At 58.2% G+C, this 15,813-nt stretch carries 12 protein-coding genes; 10 read left to right on the top strand and 2 right to left on the bottom strand.

The window, feature by feature from the left end:
- Positions 1-17: 17 nt before the first annotated feature.
- The 4 genes from BN874_RS16955 to BN874_RS22845 all read left to right on the top strand — a co-directional run bounded on the left by BN874_RS16955 (position 18) and on the right by BN874_RS22845 (position 5,215).
- Complete coding sequence (locus BN874_RS16955) at positions 18-2,387, top strand: PAS domain S-box protein (RefSeq protein ID WP_034435453.1); 2,370 nt, start codon at positions 18-20, stop codon at positions 2,385-2,387.
- A 16-nt stretch (positions 2,388-2,403) separates the two neighbouring features.
- Positions 2,404-3,690: a GGDEF domain-containing response regulator gene (locus BN874_RS16950; protein WP_051497974.1), complete on the top strand. Its 1,287-nt coding sequence runs from the start codon at positions 2,404-2,406 to the stop codon at positions 3,688-3,690.
- Between the two features lie 123 nt (positions 3,691-3,813).
- Positions 3,814-4,458: a pyridoxamine 5'-phosphate oxidase gene (pdxH, locus tag BN874_RS16945; RefSeq protein WP_034435452.1), complete on the top strand. Its 645-nt coding sequence runs from the start codon at positions 3,814-3,816 to the stop codon at positions 4,456-4,458.
- 454 nt (positions 4,459-4,912) lie between these two features.
- A complete protein-coding gene (locus tag BN874_RS22845; RefSeq protein WP_051497973.1) occupies positions 4,913-5,215 on the top strand; it encodes a putative quinol monooxygenase in 303 nt (100 codons plus the stop codon).
- 61 nt (positions 5,216-5,276) lie between these two features.
- Here BN874_RS22845 and BN874_RS16935 read toward each other — a convergent pair whose 3' ends face one another.
- Both BN874_RS16935 and acsA read right to left on the bottom strand, forming a co-directional pair.
- Positions 5,277-5,540: an acyl carrier protein gene (locus BN874_RS16935; protein WP_051497972.1), complete on the bottom strand. Its 264-nt coding sequence runs from the start codon at positions 5,538-5,540 to the stop codon at positions 5,277-5,279.
- 183 nt (positions 5,541-5,723) lie between these two features.
- The gene (acsA, locus tag BN874_RS16930) at positions 5,724-7,487 is read right to left on the bottom strand and encodes an acetate--CoA ligase (protein ID WP_034435451.1); all 1,764 of its coding nucleotides are present in this window, start codon (positions 7,485-7,487) and stop codon (positions 5,724-5,726) included.
- 133 nt (positions 7,488-7,620) lie between these two features.
- On the opposite strand from acsA, the gene BN874_RS16925 reads away from it, so the two are divergent.
- The 6 genes from BN874_RS16925 to BN874_RS22840 form a co-directional block, all read left to right on the top strand.
- Positions 7,621-10,314 (top strand): bifunctional acetate--CoA ligase family protein/GNAT family N-acetyltransferase, encoded by a 2,694-nt coding sequence (locus tag BN874_RS16925; protein ID WP_034435450.1) that lies wholly within the window; start codon positions 7,621-7,623, stop codon positions 10,312-10,314.
- A gap of 4 nt (positions 10,315-10,318) precedes the next feature.
- Positions 10,319-11,125: a DciA family protein gene (locus BN874_RS16920; RefSeq protein WP_034435448.1), complete on the top strand. Its 807-nt coding sequence runs from the start codon at positions 10,319-10,321 to the stop codon at positions 11,123-11,125.
- Between the two features lie 341 nt (positions 11,126-11,466).
- Positions 11,467-11,778, top strand: coding sequence for a hypothetical protein (locus BN874_RS24720; protein ID WP_154724995.1), 312 nt, complete (start codon positions 11,467-11,469; stop codon positions 11,776-11,778).
- Positions 11,775-14,909: an efflux RND transporter permease subunit gene (locus BN874_RS16915; protein ID WP_034435447.1), complete on the top strand. Its 3,135-nt coding sequence runs from the start codon at positions 11,775-11,777 to the stop codon at positions 14,907-14,909. The genes BN874_RS24720 and BN874_RS16915 overlap by 4 nt, the downstream gene beginning before the upstream one ends.
- Before the next feature lie 94 nt (positions 14,910-15,003).
- Positions 15,004-15,129, top strand: coding sequence for a hypothetical protein (locus BN874_RS26085; RefSeq protein ID WP_268258840.1), 126 nt, complete (start codon positions 15,004-15,006; stop codon positions 15,127-15,129).
- A gap of 131 nt (positions 15,130-15,260) precedes the next feature.
- Positions 15,261-15,813, top strand: a 553-nt coding sequence (locus BN874_RS22840) for a MarR family transcriptional regulator (protein ID WP_195912217.1), incomplete at its 3' end; no start/stop codon positions are given.

The raw sequence follows: 15,813 nt of genomic DNA, 5'->3' as shown, positions 1-15,813 counted from the left end.
CCATAGAAGATCGGATCATGACCAAGAATAAAACTCCACCCTCGGAGATTGACCGGTTGCGCCACCGGGCAGAAACGCAGTTGCAGGAACAGCTCACTCGACCTGGCCAATCTCCCCCGACCGTGACGGAAACTTTGCGGCTGGTTCATGAGCTGCAAGTCAATCAGATTGAATTGGAATTGCAGAATCATGCGTTGTTGGAAGTGCGCGCCGAGCTGGAACAGCGGGCGGAGAAATACGCCGACCTCTACGATTTTGCTCCGTTGGGTTACTTCACCTTGGCGGCTAATGGAACGATTCAGGAACTCAATCTGGCCGGCGCGGCTCTGCTCGGCCAAGATCGCTCCCATCTCATCGGCCGGCGCTTTGGTCTGTTTGTGTCCGCAGCCACCCAGCTTACTTTCAACGCTTTTCTCGCCGCAACCTTGATAGGCACGTCCAGGCAGACCTGTGAAGTCGTCCTCGATCCAGCGGGACTGCCACCCCGTTTTATGCGTCTGGAGGGCATTGGCGCGGTGTCTGGCACCAGTCAGCAGTGCCGCATCGCCGCGATAGATATTACCGAGCGCAAGCAGGCCGAAGCAGCGCTGCAACAGAGTGAGATCTTTGTCAAGGACATATTGGACTCGCTCAGTGCCCATATCGCGGTATTGGATACGCAGGGCACGATTACTCTGGTTAATGCCGCATGGCGCCGGTTTGCCGAGCAGAACGGCGGCAATGTATCGTGTCAAGTTGGGGCCAATTATTTGGAGGTCTGCCGCCAGGTGCTGGCCGGCGATGACCGTGCGGAAGCGCAAGCGGCGTTACAGGGCATTCACAAAATCATCAGCGGCGCGCAGATTTGCTTCAAGCTGGAATATCCCTGCGATTCGCCCACTGAGTCGCGCTGGTTTGCGATGCATGTTTTTCCTCTTAGCGGTGATCGCCAAGGCGCCGTCATCGCTCATGAAGACATCACCGCACGTAAACAGGCGGGAAAAGCGTTGCAGGAGAGTGAAGCGCGCTTCCGCACCTTGGCCGACTTGGTTCCGGTGGGACTGTATCGCACCGACCTGCAGGGGCGCTGCTACTACGTCAATACGAAATGGCTCGAAATGGCAGGACTGACCGCAGAGGAGGCGATGGGCGCGGGCTGGATCCGGGGAATTCACCCAGAGGATAGCGTTCGGATTTCGACGCAATGGAATCGAATGGTTGAATCCGAAGGCCACTGGGGGTTGGAATACCGTTTCCAGACTCCACAGGGTCGGATTACTTGGGTGCGTGGACTGGCGACCGCCGTGCGCGATCAGCAAGGGCAGATCATCGACTATATCGGCGCCAATATGGACATTACCGAGCGCAAGCAGACGGAAGCGGTGCTGCACAAGTCGGAGGCGAAGTATCGCGCGCTTCACGAGAGCATGAGGGATGCGTTCGTCAGCATCGATCTGTCTGGCCGCTTCATCGAGTTCAACCGGGCTTACCAAGAAATGATCGGGTATTCCGCTGAGGAACTCTTCACGTTGACCTACCTGGATTTAACCCCGGAGAAGTGGCACGCCTTCGAGGCCAAGATCGTTCAAGAGCAAATTTTGGCGTGCGGATACTCGGACGTGTACGAGAAGGAGTACCGGAGGAAAGACGGTACGATCTTTCCGGTAGAGTTGCGAACGATCCTAATTCAGGATATTGCCGGGCAGCCTGACAGCATGTGGGCCATTGTCCGGGACATTACCGAGCGCAAACAAGCGGAGAAAGCTCTACAACATTCCCTGGCGGAAAAGGAGACCTTGCTGCGCGAAGTTCACCATCGGGTTAAAAACAATCTTGCGGCCATGATCAGTTTGCTGGAGTTGCAGCGAGCGATGCAGACCGATGTAGCCGCTTCATCCCTGTTGAACGAACTGAGCGGTCGCGTCAAGGCGATGTCACTGGTCCACGAGATGCTGTATCAGTCGGACGCCCTGAACCGGATTGATTTTCACGCCTATCTCCAGGCGCTGATCGAATATCTGCGCCGATCCTTCGATCTGCATGACGCCATTCGGATCGATGTAGCGGCAGCCGGCGTCTGGATGAGTCTGGATACCGCGATTCCGTGCGGCCTGATCGTCAATGAACTGGTGATCAATGCCTTAAAATATGCCTTCCCGGAACATCAGCCCCGTCCCGGAGCCAACACCTGTCACATCGAAGTCACTGCGACGTGGGCGGATTCGGCCCATACCTTGATCGTGGCGGATAACGGCGTGGGGTTGCCCGCTGATCTGGATTGGACCGCCACCAAAACCCTGGGGCTGCGGCTGGTCCGAATGCTGGGCCAGCATCAACTCCAGGGCACCCTCGAACTTGACCGCACCGGCGGAACCCGGTTTGCGCTGCGGTTCGGCGCCCGTGAGTGAGATGGGAGCGTGTAGCATGGACCAGGAAAGCATTCTGATCGTCGAGGATGACGGTATCATCGCCGCCTATTTGCAAGACACTTTGACCCGTCTGGGCTACATCGTGCCGGAACCGGTCGCGACCGGCGAAGCGGCGGTGGCGGCAGCGGTGGCAGCGGTGGCAGCGCCGCCCGATCTGGTGCTGATGGATATTCAACTGGCGGGCGCAATGGACGGCGTAACCGCCGCCGAGCGCATCCGCATGGCTTTCGATATTCCCATCGTCTACCTGACCGCCTTCACCCGGGAATCCCAACTGCAACAAGCCAAGATGACTGCGCCTTACGGCTACCTGGTCAAACCGGTGTCGGAACGGGAACTGCTGGCGACGCTGGAAATGGCGCTGTACAAACACAACCTCGACCGCCGGTTAAGGCAAAGCGAGGAATGGCTGACGTTGGCGCTGTGGGGCGCCGACCTGGGCATGTGGGACTGCGATACCCGCACCAACACCGTCCTGTACAGCGAACGCTGGGCCGAAATCCTGGGCTGTTCGTTGACGGAGATCACGCCAAATTACGCCAGTTGGGAAGACCGGGTTCACCCCGACGATTTGCCGGCGATGCAGGAAGCGTTCAACGCCCATCTGGAACACCGTGCGCCTTTTTACGAAAGCGAGCACCGGCTCCAGCATCAGGACGGCCATTGGGTCTGGGTGCAGGCCAAGGGCAAAGTGACCGATCGCGACCTGCAAGATCGTCCCCTGCGCGCCTGCGGCGTTCTGCTGGACATCAGCGAGCGGAAACGGCTGGAAGAAGAGCTGCGCCAACTCGCGGCCACCGATCCGCTCACCGGCGCGTTCAACCGGCGCTACTTCCTGCACAGCGTCGGCAAGGAGATCAGCCGCGCCCAGCGCTACGCCCGCCCGCTGACCTTGATCATGTTCGATATTGATTACTTCAAGCGGATTAACGACACCTTCGGCCACGAGCAGGGCGACGAGGTGCTGAGAAACATGACGACGCGGATACGGCAACGACTGCGTCACAGTGATGTATTGGTGCGTTGGGGCGGCGAGGAATTCATGATTCTGGCGGTAGAGACTTCGCTGTCACAGTCCGTTGCTTTGGCGGAGACGTTGTGGGCCGCGCTGCGTGATGCGCCCTTCGCCGACATTGGCGCGGTCACTGCCAGCTTTGGCGTCACCGAATACCGGCCCGACGAAACTCTGGATCAGTGGCTGAAGCGGGTGGACGATCTGATGTATCAGGCCAAGAGCAAAGGCCGCGACCGGGTGTGTTATTCAGGGGAATCTGCGGCCTAACAGCCGTAGCTTGGGCAAAAGCGTAGCGTTGCCCAACACTGGCCTGAAAGGCGCGATTTCTCGCCGAGAAAACGGGTAAAATGCGCCACCCTCAACCCACTTAGCCCCAGGAAACCAGACCCCATGAGCAACGCTATTGCCGATCTGCGCCAGGAATACGCCATGGGTGCCTTAAACGAGGCCGAGGTGCATTCTGATCCCCTCCAGCAATTCCAGCGCTGGTTCGGTGAAGCAATCGCCGCCCAACTGCCCGAACCCAACGCCATGACGCTCGCCACCGCCGACCGCACCGGGCGTCCCTATGCGCGGGTAGTGCTGCTCAAGGAGTGCGACGCCGACGGTTTTATCTTCTTCACCAATTACCGCAGCGACAAAGGCCGCCAACTGGCCGAAAATCCTCATGCGGCGCTGGTGTTCCTCTGGCTGGAATTGCAACGGCAGATTCGGATCGAGGGCACGGTCAGCCCGATTGCCAGCGCTGAATCGGAAGCCTATTTTCGCAGCCGCCCGCGTGAAAGCCGGCTGGGCGCACTGGCATCGCGGCAGAGTCAGATAGTCGCCAGCCGCCAGATTCTGGATCAGCGCTTCCAGCAGTTGGAAGCACAGTATCCCGACGACAATATTCCCATGCCGAATCACTGGGGCGGCTACCGGGTCCAGCCTGAGATGCTGGAATTTTGGCAGGGTCGTCACGGCCGGATGCATGATCGGCTGCGTTACCGGCGATCAGCGGAGGGGCGTTGGCTGCTGGAGCGGCTGGAACCCTGACCCGTCGCCGCCGGTGGCATCAGCGTTCTGGAGGAGCAGGATGGGAACAGAGTCGTCATTTTTAGGTCTTAGGGCGCTTGTGAAATCAGACAAGGCCCGTATAATGCGCCCATCGTCAAGGTTGGATTCATTAAAAACCAAAGGGCGATGATCGCTGCAAGGCGATTGGCCTTGAACAGGAAAGGTTTTCGGAGCTTGAACGTTTGATAAAAAGGCTGGGTATACGCTACCCGGTCAGAAACCACTAAAGGAGGATACGCGACGGATCGAGGGCAAAAACCTCCACCGTGCGGATTCGAGGACAGGGTTCCGAATGAAGTAAACACCCTTTAATCCTTTCGATGCCATTACCGATCCCCCCGTGGATCGGTTTTTTGTTTTGGGCACACCTTTCCCCAATCACGGCTGCGGCTACGGATCAGGGACTGCGCTATAACGCTGGAGGAGCTTGCTGATGCTGATGACCATTGCCAAATTCGAGGCTCGCCCCGAGCTTCGGCAGGAATTGCTGGAATTGGCCCGGATGCTGGTTGAGCAGTCCCGCGCCGAGGACGGTTGCCTGGATTTCGGCGGCTATCGGGACATCATGGGCAGCGATACCCTGCTGGTGGTCGGACGCTGGATCGATCAAGGTGCGCTGGAACGACACTACGAAAGCGCACATTTTCAGGAAATCGTCGGCCGTTTTGCGGAACTGCTGGTGGAGGCCCTGCCCTCGGTCAGTCTCTACGAGGTGGTGGAAATGGATCGGCTGTAGCACCGAATCCACCACTCCATTCTATCCGCCGGTACCCACCGCTACCGAGTGATCGGGTCGGTCAGACCTTCACTGCCAGCCGTTCGACCAGATAACGCTCGCAGCCTTTCAGTGTGGACAGTTTCGGATAGTCGAAATCGAAGATTGCCACGTTCATCTCTTTTTCCAGGCTCATCATCAACCGCAGAAAATCAATCGAATCCAGTTCGATTTGATCGTGAAAGCTGATGTCGGGATTGAGCGTCTGGGCATTGGCATCTGGCACCACCTCGCTCAGAGTGCGTAGGATGGTTTCGCGGATCTGCTCTTGGCTGGGGGCGTTCATGGGGGTTTTCCCTCTCGTAAATATGGATTAATCGAAATCCGGTGATGGCGTTATGTTCGGCATGTTGCGCCGCAACATGAGTCTCGCATTGCACCTGATAAAAAGCAAGCGATTATCGTGCCGGTTTCATCGTAGTTTCGACCCTTACCCTAGCCGCAAAAATTAGAATAAACCTACTAACTTTCAGCAGGTTGGTGTTACGTCGGTATCCAGAACCGCCAGATCACCCAAGGGCAGCCCCAATTCCCGGTTGCGCAGGAGCCGACGCATGATTTTACCGCTGCGGGTCTTGGGCAAATCCGCTATGAACTCCAGTTCACGCGGTGCCACCGCCGGTCCTAACCGGGTGCGGGCGAAACCGAGCAGTTCCTTGTGCAGTGCAGCACTGGCGACATAACCGGGCTTCAACGCTACAAAGACCTTAACAATGTTTCCAGCGAACGGATCCGGTTTGCCGATCATCCCGGCTTCGGCGACCGCTGGATGTTGCAGCAGGGCGCTTTCGACCTCGAACGGTCCAATCAGATGTCCAGCGCTCTTGATCACATCGTCATCCCGACCCAAAAACCAGTAATAACCTTCCACGTCGCGGGTCGCCAGATCGCCGCTCAGATACCAGCCGTCAGCAAAGCAGGCTTGGTAGCGTTCCGCATCGTCCAGATAGCCGCGAAATAGCGACGGCCAACCCACCCGCACCGCCAACTCGCCTTCCTCGCCGGCATCGAGCCGGTCTATCCCGCCGTCCGGTCGCCGCCGAACGATGGCTGTGGTAATGCCGGGCAATGGCCGACCCATCGAACCGGGTCGCAGCTCCTGACCGTGCCGATTGGCGATCAGGATTGCGCCGGTTTCCGTTTGCCACCAGGTATCGTGAAACGGTTGCCCCAAGGCTTCCTGGCCCCAGCGCACGCCTTCGGGATTGAGCGGCTCGCCGACGCTGGCCGCAAAGCGCAGCGCGCTCAAATCGTAGCCTCGCGCCGGCTCAGTCCCGCCTTTCATCAACATGCGGATGGCAGTCGGGGCGGTGTACCAGACGTTGACCCGCTCCTGTTCCAGAAGGGCGTACCAACGCCCGGCGTCGAAGTCGGCCTCATCGACTACCAAAGTCACACCGTGCGCCAGCGGGGCGATGATGCCGTAGGACACGCCAGTGACCCAGCCAGGATCGGCGGTACACCAGTAAACGTCGCCGGGCCGCAGCGCAAAAACCAGCCGAGCGCTAAGCCGGTGGGCCACGATGGCCTCATGGACATGGATCGCGCCTTTGGGAGTACCGGTGGTGCCACTGGTGAAGTGCAACAGCGCCCAATCTTCCGGGGCGGTGAACGGGAGGGTGAAGGCGTCGGATTCTGCGTCCAACAGCGCATGAAAGGAATGAACGCCGGGTTCCGCACCGCCGCTATCCGTCAGCAGCACATGCGCCAAATCCGGCAGATCAACGCGCTGCGCCCGCACCTTGCGCTGGTACAGCAGCGCAGTCGTTACCAGCACCCGCGCCCGGCTCTTGCTCAGCCGCACCCGTACCGGCTCCGGGCCAAAGGCAGAAAACAGCGGGCAGAATACCGCGCCGGCTTTCAGCGTGCCCAGCGCGGCGATGTACAGTTCGGGGATACGCCCGGCCAGGGTACAAACCCGATCTCCCTTGCTGATACCCAATTGGTGCAGGGTGTGGGCGAAACGGTTGCTCAGGCTGGCCAGTTCGGCGTAGCTGAAGTCGCGCCGCTCGCCGTTTTTACCCCGCCAGCGCAAGGCGACCGTTGCCCCCCGGCCCGCCCGAACGTGTCGATCCACCGCTTCGCAGGCGATGTTCAGACCGCCGCCGGGCAGACCTTCCAGTTCAGACCGCGCCGCCGCCCAGAACGAATCGGCGTGCGCTGTTGCATCATTGGCCCGGTTCAGTGTGGATTCGTCCGGCTCCAGTTCCCCGCGTGTCGTTGTCTCGCTCATGCCATCGCCTCGCTTGCAAACCGCTTTGATCGGAAACTGTGATTGTAAGATACGTCCGCCGCCGATTACGCCACCACCTTCCAAATCGCGTTACCATAGGGTTCCGGCGGTTTTGATCACGCGAGAAGTCACCATGACCATTCGTAATCTCGAATATCTGTTCAAGCCCCGCTCGATTGCTGTGATCGGTCGCGGTAAAAAGGCCAGCGGTTCTGATGTAACGGTGCAATTCAATTTGATCGAGGGCGGTTTCAAAGGCCCGGTGATGCCGATCAATCCGGATCAACAGTCGGTTTCCGGGGTGTTGGCCTACCGTGACATCGCCAGTCTGCCGGTGACGCCGGAACTGGCGATTCTGACCACCTCGCTCGATGAGGCGCCGACCTTGATCAGCGAGCTGGGCGCTCGTGGCACCCGGGCGGTGCTGTTGCTCAGTCGCGAAGTACTCCAGGACCATCGGGGCACCAAGACGGCGCTGCTCAGCCCGGACTTGTTGCGGAAACATTCCGACGATGGCGAAGCCCTCAAGCACAAAATTCTGGAGGCCGCCAAACCGTATCTGCTACGGGTTATGGGGCCGGACCATCTGGGCTATGCGGTGCCCTCAACCCATCTCAATGCCAGTTTAAGCTGTACCCGGCCGCTGGCCGGCCATATCGCGTTGCTGTGCCAGTCGGCAGCGGTAATGCGCAGCGTGATTGACTGGGCCACCAGCCGCGACATCGGGTTCTCGCACGTTATCTCGGTGGGTATGCGCTGGGATGTGGATTTTGGTGATCTGATTGATTACCTGCTACGGGACAGTAATACCCGGGCGATCCTGATGTACATGGAAAACACCCACAACCGTCGCAAGTTCGTATCCGCCGCCCGCGCCGCCGGCCGGATCAAGCCGCTCATCGTACTTAAACCACGCGATTTCCGGGCCGGGCCGATTGAAGATGCGGTGTACGACGCGGTATTCCAGCGGGCCGGCATCCTGCGGGTGAACAACATCGAGCAATTGTTCAGCGCTGCCGAAACCCTGGCGACCGCCAAACCGGTCTACAGCAACCGACTGACTCTGCTTAGCAACAGCTACAGTCTGGCCTTGCTGACCAGCGATACCCTGCTGCGGCATGGCGGTCGGCTGGCTGAAATCAGCGCAGCCACCCGGGAGCAACTGGCGCGGGATTGTCGACCGGATTATCCGATTGAGAATCCGGTGGATTTGGGCGACATGGCCGGTCCCGAAGAATATGGCAAGGCGCTGGATTTGCTGTTGCAGGAACCGGGTGCCGATGGAGTACTGGTGATTCATGCGCCCGCCTCGGTGGATCGAGCCATGGACAGCGCCAGAGCAGTGATCGAACGCGCCAAGAACCGGCGCTTGATCATGAGCTGCTGGGTGGGCGAGTCGTCGGTGGAACCGGCGCGTGATCTGTTCAGGGCCGCGCATATCCCGACCTACGAAGCGCCTGGCGAGGCGGTGGAAGCGTTCATGCGTCTGGCGCAGTACCGGCGCAACCAGGAACTGCTGATAGAAACCCCGCCTTCGATCCCGGAGGGCTTCACCCCCGATATCGAAACCGCCCGCCGCATCATCCAGATCGCCTTGACCGCTGGTCGCCGCCGGTTGAATGCTTATGAAGCCAGTCAGGTTCTCAGCGCCTATGAAATCAGGACGGTGCCGCTCCAGTTCGCCTCAACCCCGGAAGCGGCCTCCGAAATCGCGCTGGAGTTGCGCGAGCCGGTGGCACTCAAAATTCTCTCGCCTGATATTACCAACAAGTCCGAGGTGGGCGGGGTAGCGTTTGGGCTGAACAATCCGCTGGAAGTGCTGGTCGCTGCTGCCGGCATGTTAGAACAGGTCCACCAACTGGCCCCCGATGCCGTTATTGACGGTTTCGCGGTGCAGCCGATGCAGTCGCGGCACAACGCCTACGAACTCATGATCGGGGTGCGTACCGGTCGTCGGTTCGGGCCGGTCATCTTTTTCGGCCAAGGCGGCACCGAGGCGGAAGTTATTGATGATGTGGCCTATGCCCTGCCGCCGTTGAACATGCAACTGGCGCGTGATCTGATGTCGCGCACCCGGTTATACCGCCAGCTCAGCGCCCATCGTGGCCGGCCAGTGGATCTGGATGCTATTACCCTGACCCTGATCAAGGTTTCGCAGATGGTGATCGACTTGGCCGAAGTGATCGAAATGGACATTAATCCGATTTGGGTACGCTCCGACAATTTATTGGCGCTGGACGCCAACATCCTGATCGAAACCAGCACCGCGCCGGCCACGCAGCGGTTGGCGATTTCGCCCTATCCCAAGGAATTGGAACGCCGCTATGAACTGCCCGATGGCCGCGCCTTTCTAATGCGACCGATCCTGCCGGAGGATGAGCCGGAACTGCGCGATCTGGTTCGGCGCATTCCCTCGGAGGACGTGCGGATGCGGTTTTTCCAGCCGATGCGTGAACTGCCGCACGAAATGGCCGCCCGCTTGACTCAACTGGATTACGAGCGCGAGATGGCCTTCATTGTCACCACCCCCGACAGTCTGCCGGGCAAGAGCCGGATTTGGGGTGTAGTGCGTTGCAATGCCGATCCGGATATGGAGAAAGCCGAGTACTCGATCCTAGTGGATCGAAACATGACCGGTCTGGGGCTGGGGCCGATGTTGATGCGCTATATTATTGATTACGCTAAGAGTCGCGGGATTAAGGAACTCTACGGCGAGGTGTTGCGGGAGAACGAATCGATGTTGCGGCTCAATCGCGCCCTTCACTTCCGCGTCAGCGCCACCCCCGACGATCCGGGAGTCCTGCATGTATCCCTGCTGCTAAACTGAAACCATGATCGATTCCGCCAGCCGCGCCGTGGCCCGCCAACACACCGCACAATTGCTAAAGATGCTGCGCGGTTATGGGCCGGCGCCTGAATCCGCGGAACTGGAACGGACCGCTGATCCGCCGGCGACCGTTGAACCAGTACCGGCTGCAGTCGCCGAGGTAGCGCCCGCGTATGTCCGGTTGCTGGACGCATTGCCGCAGCGGACGCTACCCCCAATGCCGGATTCGACTCTGCCCCGATTATTGCCCCCCCCGTGCGGGCGTCCCCTTCGCCCACCTGTGGGAGAGGGGATAGAAGGGAGGACCATGCCACTTTCGATTCCAGCGATAGGACAAAGGCTACGCCAATCGTCCGGTGTACTGGGGCGGCTGGTGGCGAAAGCCAAGGAGATGAACCGGCTCAGCCATATTTTTCGCGCCTATCTACCGCCGCATCTGCACGATCATGTGGTACTGATCCAGTTAGATCAGGAGGCTTGGGAAGTGCGCACTGACTCGGCCAGTTGGGCCACCCGACTGCGTTACGCGCTGCCTAACATTGGTCCGCTGTTGAGTGAACATCTCGGCGTTACCCTACCCAAGCCACGCATTCATGTGGTGCCGGCTACCGCGCCGCCCTCGCCCCCCCAGCGGTCGCGGCTGACGCTGACTCAACGCAACGCCGAGTTACTGGAAGCCACGGCCCGCAATCTTTCGGATGTGCGCTTGGGCGCGGCGTTACGGCGGCTGGCGGCGAATGCCCGACCGGCGTCGGGAGCAGCAGAGGAAGAAACATCGCGTCTTGCTCCCAAACCCTCTCCTGTCCGATGAGTGGGTGCCGTTTGATCCTGGCTGCTTGATGCTAAAAGTAGCCGCTGGTCAAGCAAGGTATGTTGGGGAACCGAGGCGCAGGATGGCTTGCAGCAGACTGACCCGCACCTCGTGATTGGGAAAACCCAGCCGGTAGCGAAAGCCATTGGCCGCACCTGCCGTTTATGCAGGGTGGCATAGCCGGTCTGGAACAGCAGCGCCTCCGGCGAAAATGGTAGCCATTGTATCCACGCTGCATTTCAGCCAAATCCACGCCGTCCAAGTGCTCGGCAAAGGCGGTGGTGAGTTCCTGATGGGTATAGCCGCACAGAGTCGCGGTGCGCGAATCGAGGGTGACATCATTGGACAATCGTCCGGATCATTCGGTGGATGCTGGCTTGGCTAAGGATGAACCGCTGGCGGGTTCCGACGGATTGGCTACAATTGCAATAGCTTTCTCAAATAACGCGCCCAGCTTGGTGGGGCAGGACACACACCGATCCAGACTGGCCCGCGAACCTGCTATCCCCTCATTCGGTTATCAAGCCATGAATCCGCCACTGGTTATCCTCACCGCTGCGATCCTGATGTTACCGACTTCCTGCTCGTCGGCACCTTCGCAAGCGTCATCAGCGACTCGTCCGGTAAACCGGTTACTGGACGATGCGCTATGAAAGGCCCGAATCTGTCGGCTTGGGCGCTCAATCACCAGGCGCTAATCCGTTATCTGATCGGGCTACTGTTGTTGAGTGGCGCCTATGCCTATTTCACCTTGGGACAAATGGAGGATCCTGAATTTACTATGAAAGGGATGGTGATACAGGCTTACTGGCCGGGTGCTACCACTCTGGAAATGGAGCAACAGGTCACCGACAAGCTCGAAAAAAAGCTACAAGAAACCCCTTGGCTGGATTTTATCAACAGTTATTCCAAACCCGGTGAGGCCACACTGGTCGTATTGCTTAAAGAATCTGCTCCACCTAATAAGGTGCCGAACATCTGGTATCAAGTTCGCAAGAAAGTAGCTGACATACGCCATGAACTGCCGACTGGGGTGCAAGGGCCGTTCTTCAACGACGAATACGATGACACTTTCGGATCAATCTATGCTTTCACTGCTGACGGTTTTAGTTATGCTGAACTCAAGCAGTATGTTGACTATGCCCGCCAGGAATTATTGCGGCTGGATAACATTAACAAAGTTGATATCATTGGTGCCCAGAATGAAAAGATTTACGTCGAGATGTCGGATAAGAAGTTGGCTGCGCTGGGTGTCAATCCTCTGCTGGTTATCTCCTTTCTGGAAGCGCAAAACGCAATGGAAGCGGCAGGTGTAGTGGTGACTCCTCAAAGCCGGGTACTGCTGCGCGTAGATGGCAATTTCGATTCCCTGGAAAGCATTCGCGCTATCGGCATCCGCGCTAATGACCGGACCTTCCGCTTGGGTGATATCGCCGAGGTTTGGCGGGGCTACGCCGATCCACCAGCCTTCAAAATGCGTTACATGGGCCAAGAAGCGATTGGCTTGGCAATCTCGATGGTCAGGGGCGGCAATATCCTCGATCTGGGTACAGAATTACGACAGACATTACAGGGTCTGCAAGCGACATTACCCGTTGGCATCGAAATTCATCAAGTCGCGGATCAACCTCGGGTGGTCAAGGAAGCGGTTAATCAGTTCATGAAAACCTTCATTGAGGCGGTGGTGATCGTGCTGGCTGTGACCTTCTTTAGTCTCGGCTGGCGAGCCGGCGTGGTAGTGACGCTGTGTATTCCACTGGTATTGTCCATGACGTTTCTTTGCATGAAGCTATTCGGTATTGATCTGCATCGCATCTCACTGGGTGCGCTCATCATTGCCCTTGGGTTGTTGGTGGATGACGCCATCATCGTCCTGGAGATGATCGATCGGAAGCTGGAACAGGGCTGGGATCGGATCAAGGCTGCCACTTTCGCTTATACCAGCACGGCGTTTCCAATGCTGACCGGTACCTTGGTGACGATAGCGGGCTTTTTGCCGATTGGGCTGGCTAAGTCAAACGCCGGTGAATACACCTTCTCCATTTTCGCAGTGGTCGGCATTGCCCTCATTGCGTCCTGGATCGTCGCGGTGCTGTTTACGCCTTATCTGGCCTACACCCTGTTGCCTGCACACGAGAAACCAAACCCTGATCCGCTGGCTTCTCCTAAAACCCTCTTGTCTGGCCGCCATCGTATCGGGAGATGGATTCAACGTTATCGTGATTGGGTCATCCGTGGAGAAGAAGCCATCAGTGATAGCCTGTTGCGTCTGGTGGAGTGGTGTTTGCGTCACTGCCGATGGGTTATTTCCCTCACAGTGGCGGTCTTTATTGCGGCTGTTGTAGGATTCGGCTTCGTCCCACAGCAGTTTTTCCCCTCTTCGGCCCGGCCTGAACTGCTTATAGATGTATGGTTGCCCGAAGGATCGTCGTTCGCCGCCACTGAAACTGAGGTCAAGCGGTTGGAGGCGCTGCTGATGCAGGATGAGAACGTGGTCAACGTAGTCAGCTATGTAGGCGGCGGTTCCCCACGCTTTTATCTAGCTATGGATCTTCAGTTCGCCAACCTCAATTATACCCAGATGGTAGTGATGAGCCGGGATGAAACCGCACGCGAAGCCGTCTTGAAGCGGTTGAATCATCTGTTCGAAAACGATTTGCCCATGGTCAGAGGACGGGTGACCCGGCTGGAAAACGGCCCGCCGGTGGGCTACCCGGTGCAGTTCCGAGTAGTAGGATCCGACTCACAACGACTGCGGCCCATTGTCGCTGAACTGATCGAAATCATGCGGACGAATCCCTATACCCGGGATATCAATATCGATTGGAAAGAAATGATCCCGGTCGTCAGGCTGCGAATCGATCAGGATAAGGCGCGAGCGCTCAGAATCGATTCCCAGAACCTGTCGCGCAACCTGAACGCCCTCCTGAGCGGTTTACCGATCACCCAGTACCGGGAAAGCGACAAAGCGATTGATGTGGTGCTGCGCGCCCCTCCCGATGATCGCGGTAACCTGAGCGATCTGAAAGATCTTAACGTTTACACTGAAAACAATCGCTTTGTCTCGTTGGGACAAATTGCTCACCTCGAAAAGCAATTTGAGGAAGGAGTCATCTGGCGGCGTAATCGTTTCCCGGCGATTACGGTGCGCGCCGACATTCCCGACGGGGTGCAGGCTCCGGACGTGACCGCGCAAATCAACCGTGCTCTGCAACCGCTGCGTGCCCGGCTGCCGGACGGTTACCGCATCGAGATCGGTGGCGCCCAGGAAGCCAGCGCCAAATCGCAAGTCTCCATTCTGATGGTTATGCCGCTGATGGTAGCGGTTATTCTGACCCTGTTGATGATCCAGCTTCAGAGCTTTCAACGCACTCTGATAGTTCTGCTTACCGCGCCGCTGGGCATCATCGGCGTCACCCTGTTCCTGCTGATCACGCAAATGCCGTTTGGCTTCGTGGCGATGCTGGGTGTGATCGCGCTGTCGGGGATTATCATGCGCAACGCGGTGATCCTGCTGGATCAGATCGAACAGGATCAGCAGGCGGGGCTGTCGCCGTGGGATGCGGTGGTCAGTGCGACGGTGCGCCGGTTCCGACCGATCATGTTGACCGCGATGACTGCGATTCTGGCGCTGATCCCACTGACGCATAGCACCTTCTGGGCGCCGATGGCGGTCTCGATCATGGGCGGGTTGCTGGTCGCCACGGTGCTGGATCGGCTGGCGTTGCCGGCCCTTTATGTAGCGTGGTTCAAAATACAGCCGGCGGCGTCCTCTGCCCATTAACCGACAGGACTTTCGCTTTCCGTTATTCCCGCGTCAGCAGGAATTCGGTCACCGCAACTGCACTATCGCTATGAAGTGGTGGACATGCGGGACATTGACTTACCGCACCCTGTATGGCAGCGACCAGCCGGATGCCTTGGTGTTGGCGATTTTGCCTCCTGTAAATTTTCCGGTGATCGGAATTGTGGGGCAGGCAGGTAAAATGAACATCACCTATTGAGAGCAATGGGTTGGATTTAGTCAACGCCCTCGCCTGACGCTACCAACCCTCGCCATCACCGGAAAATTTACAGGACCAAAAATTCTGAGCAGGTTACCTCGCTACCCGCTACGGTGGCCGAGATTGGCCAGATGCACTTCGAGGGCAACATCATTCCCCACCCGTGGTATCAGCGGATCACGCTGGAGTCCGGCAAGCCGGACTTGTCCGCCATCATCCTCCTGGCCGAAATCATCTACTGGTATCGGCCCTATCAAACCCTCGACAAGCACGGCAAGCCCTTACTGCGAAAGCACTTCGACGGCGACATGTTCCAATGCACTGCCGCTTACTTCGAGACGAAGTTCGGATTGACGAAGGATCAGGCCCGGAAGGCGCTCAAGCGCCTGGAAGACGCCGGCTATATCCGTAGGGAGTACCGGAGCATCGTCCAGCAGGGAATCCTGCGGAACAACATCATGTTCATTGAGCCAGTGCCACTAGCCATTTTAGCGATCACCCACCCCACCGAGGCCACCAACCCCCCCTTGCCTGCAAGCGATACCCCCTTGCCTGCAAGCGATACCCTCTCGCCTGTAGGCGATACCCTCTCGCCTGTAGGCGATACCCTCTCGCCTGTAGGCGACATCTTTAAAGGAATCGAGATTACTACTAAGATTTCTACAAAGACTACTACCACCACCA

This window comes from Candidatus Contendobacter odensis Run_B_J11 (assembly GCF_000531125.1).
Taxonomy (GTDB): Bacteria; Pseudomonadota; Gammaproteobacteria; order Competibacterales; family Competibacteraceae; genus Contendibacter; species Contendibacter odensensis.
The sequence above is the reverse complement of the archived record's forward strand: the minus strand, read 5'-3'. Positions and strand labels throughout refer to the sequence as shown.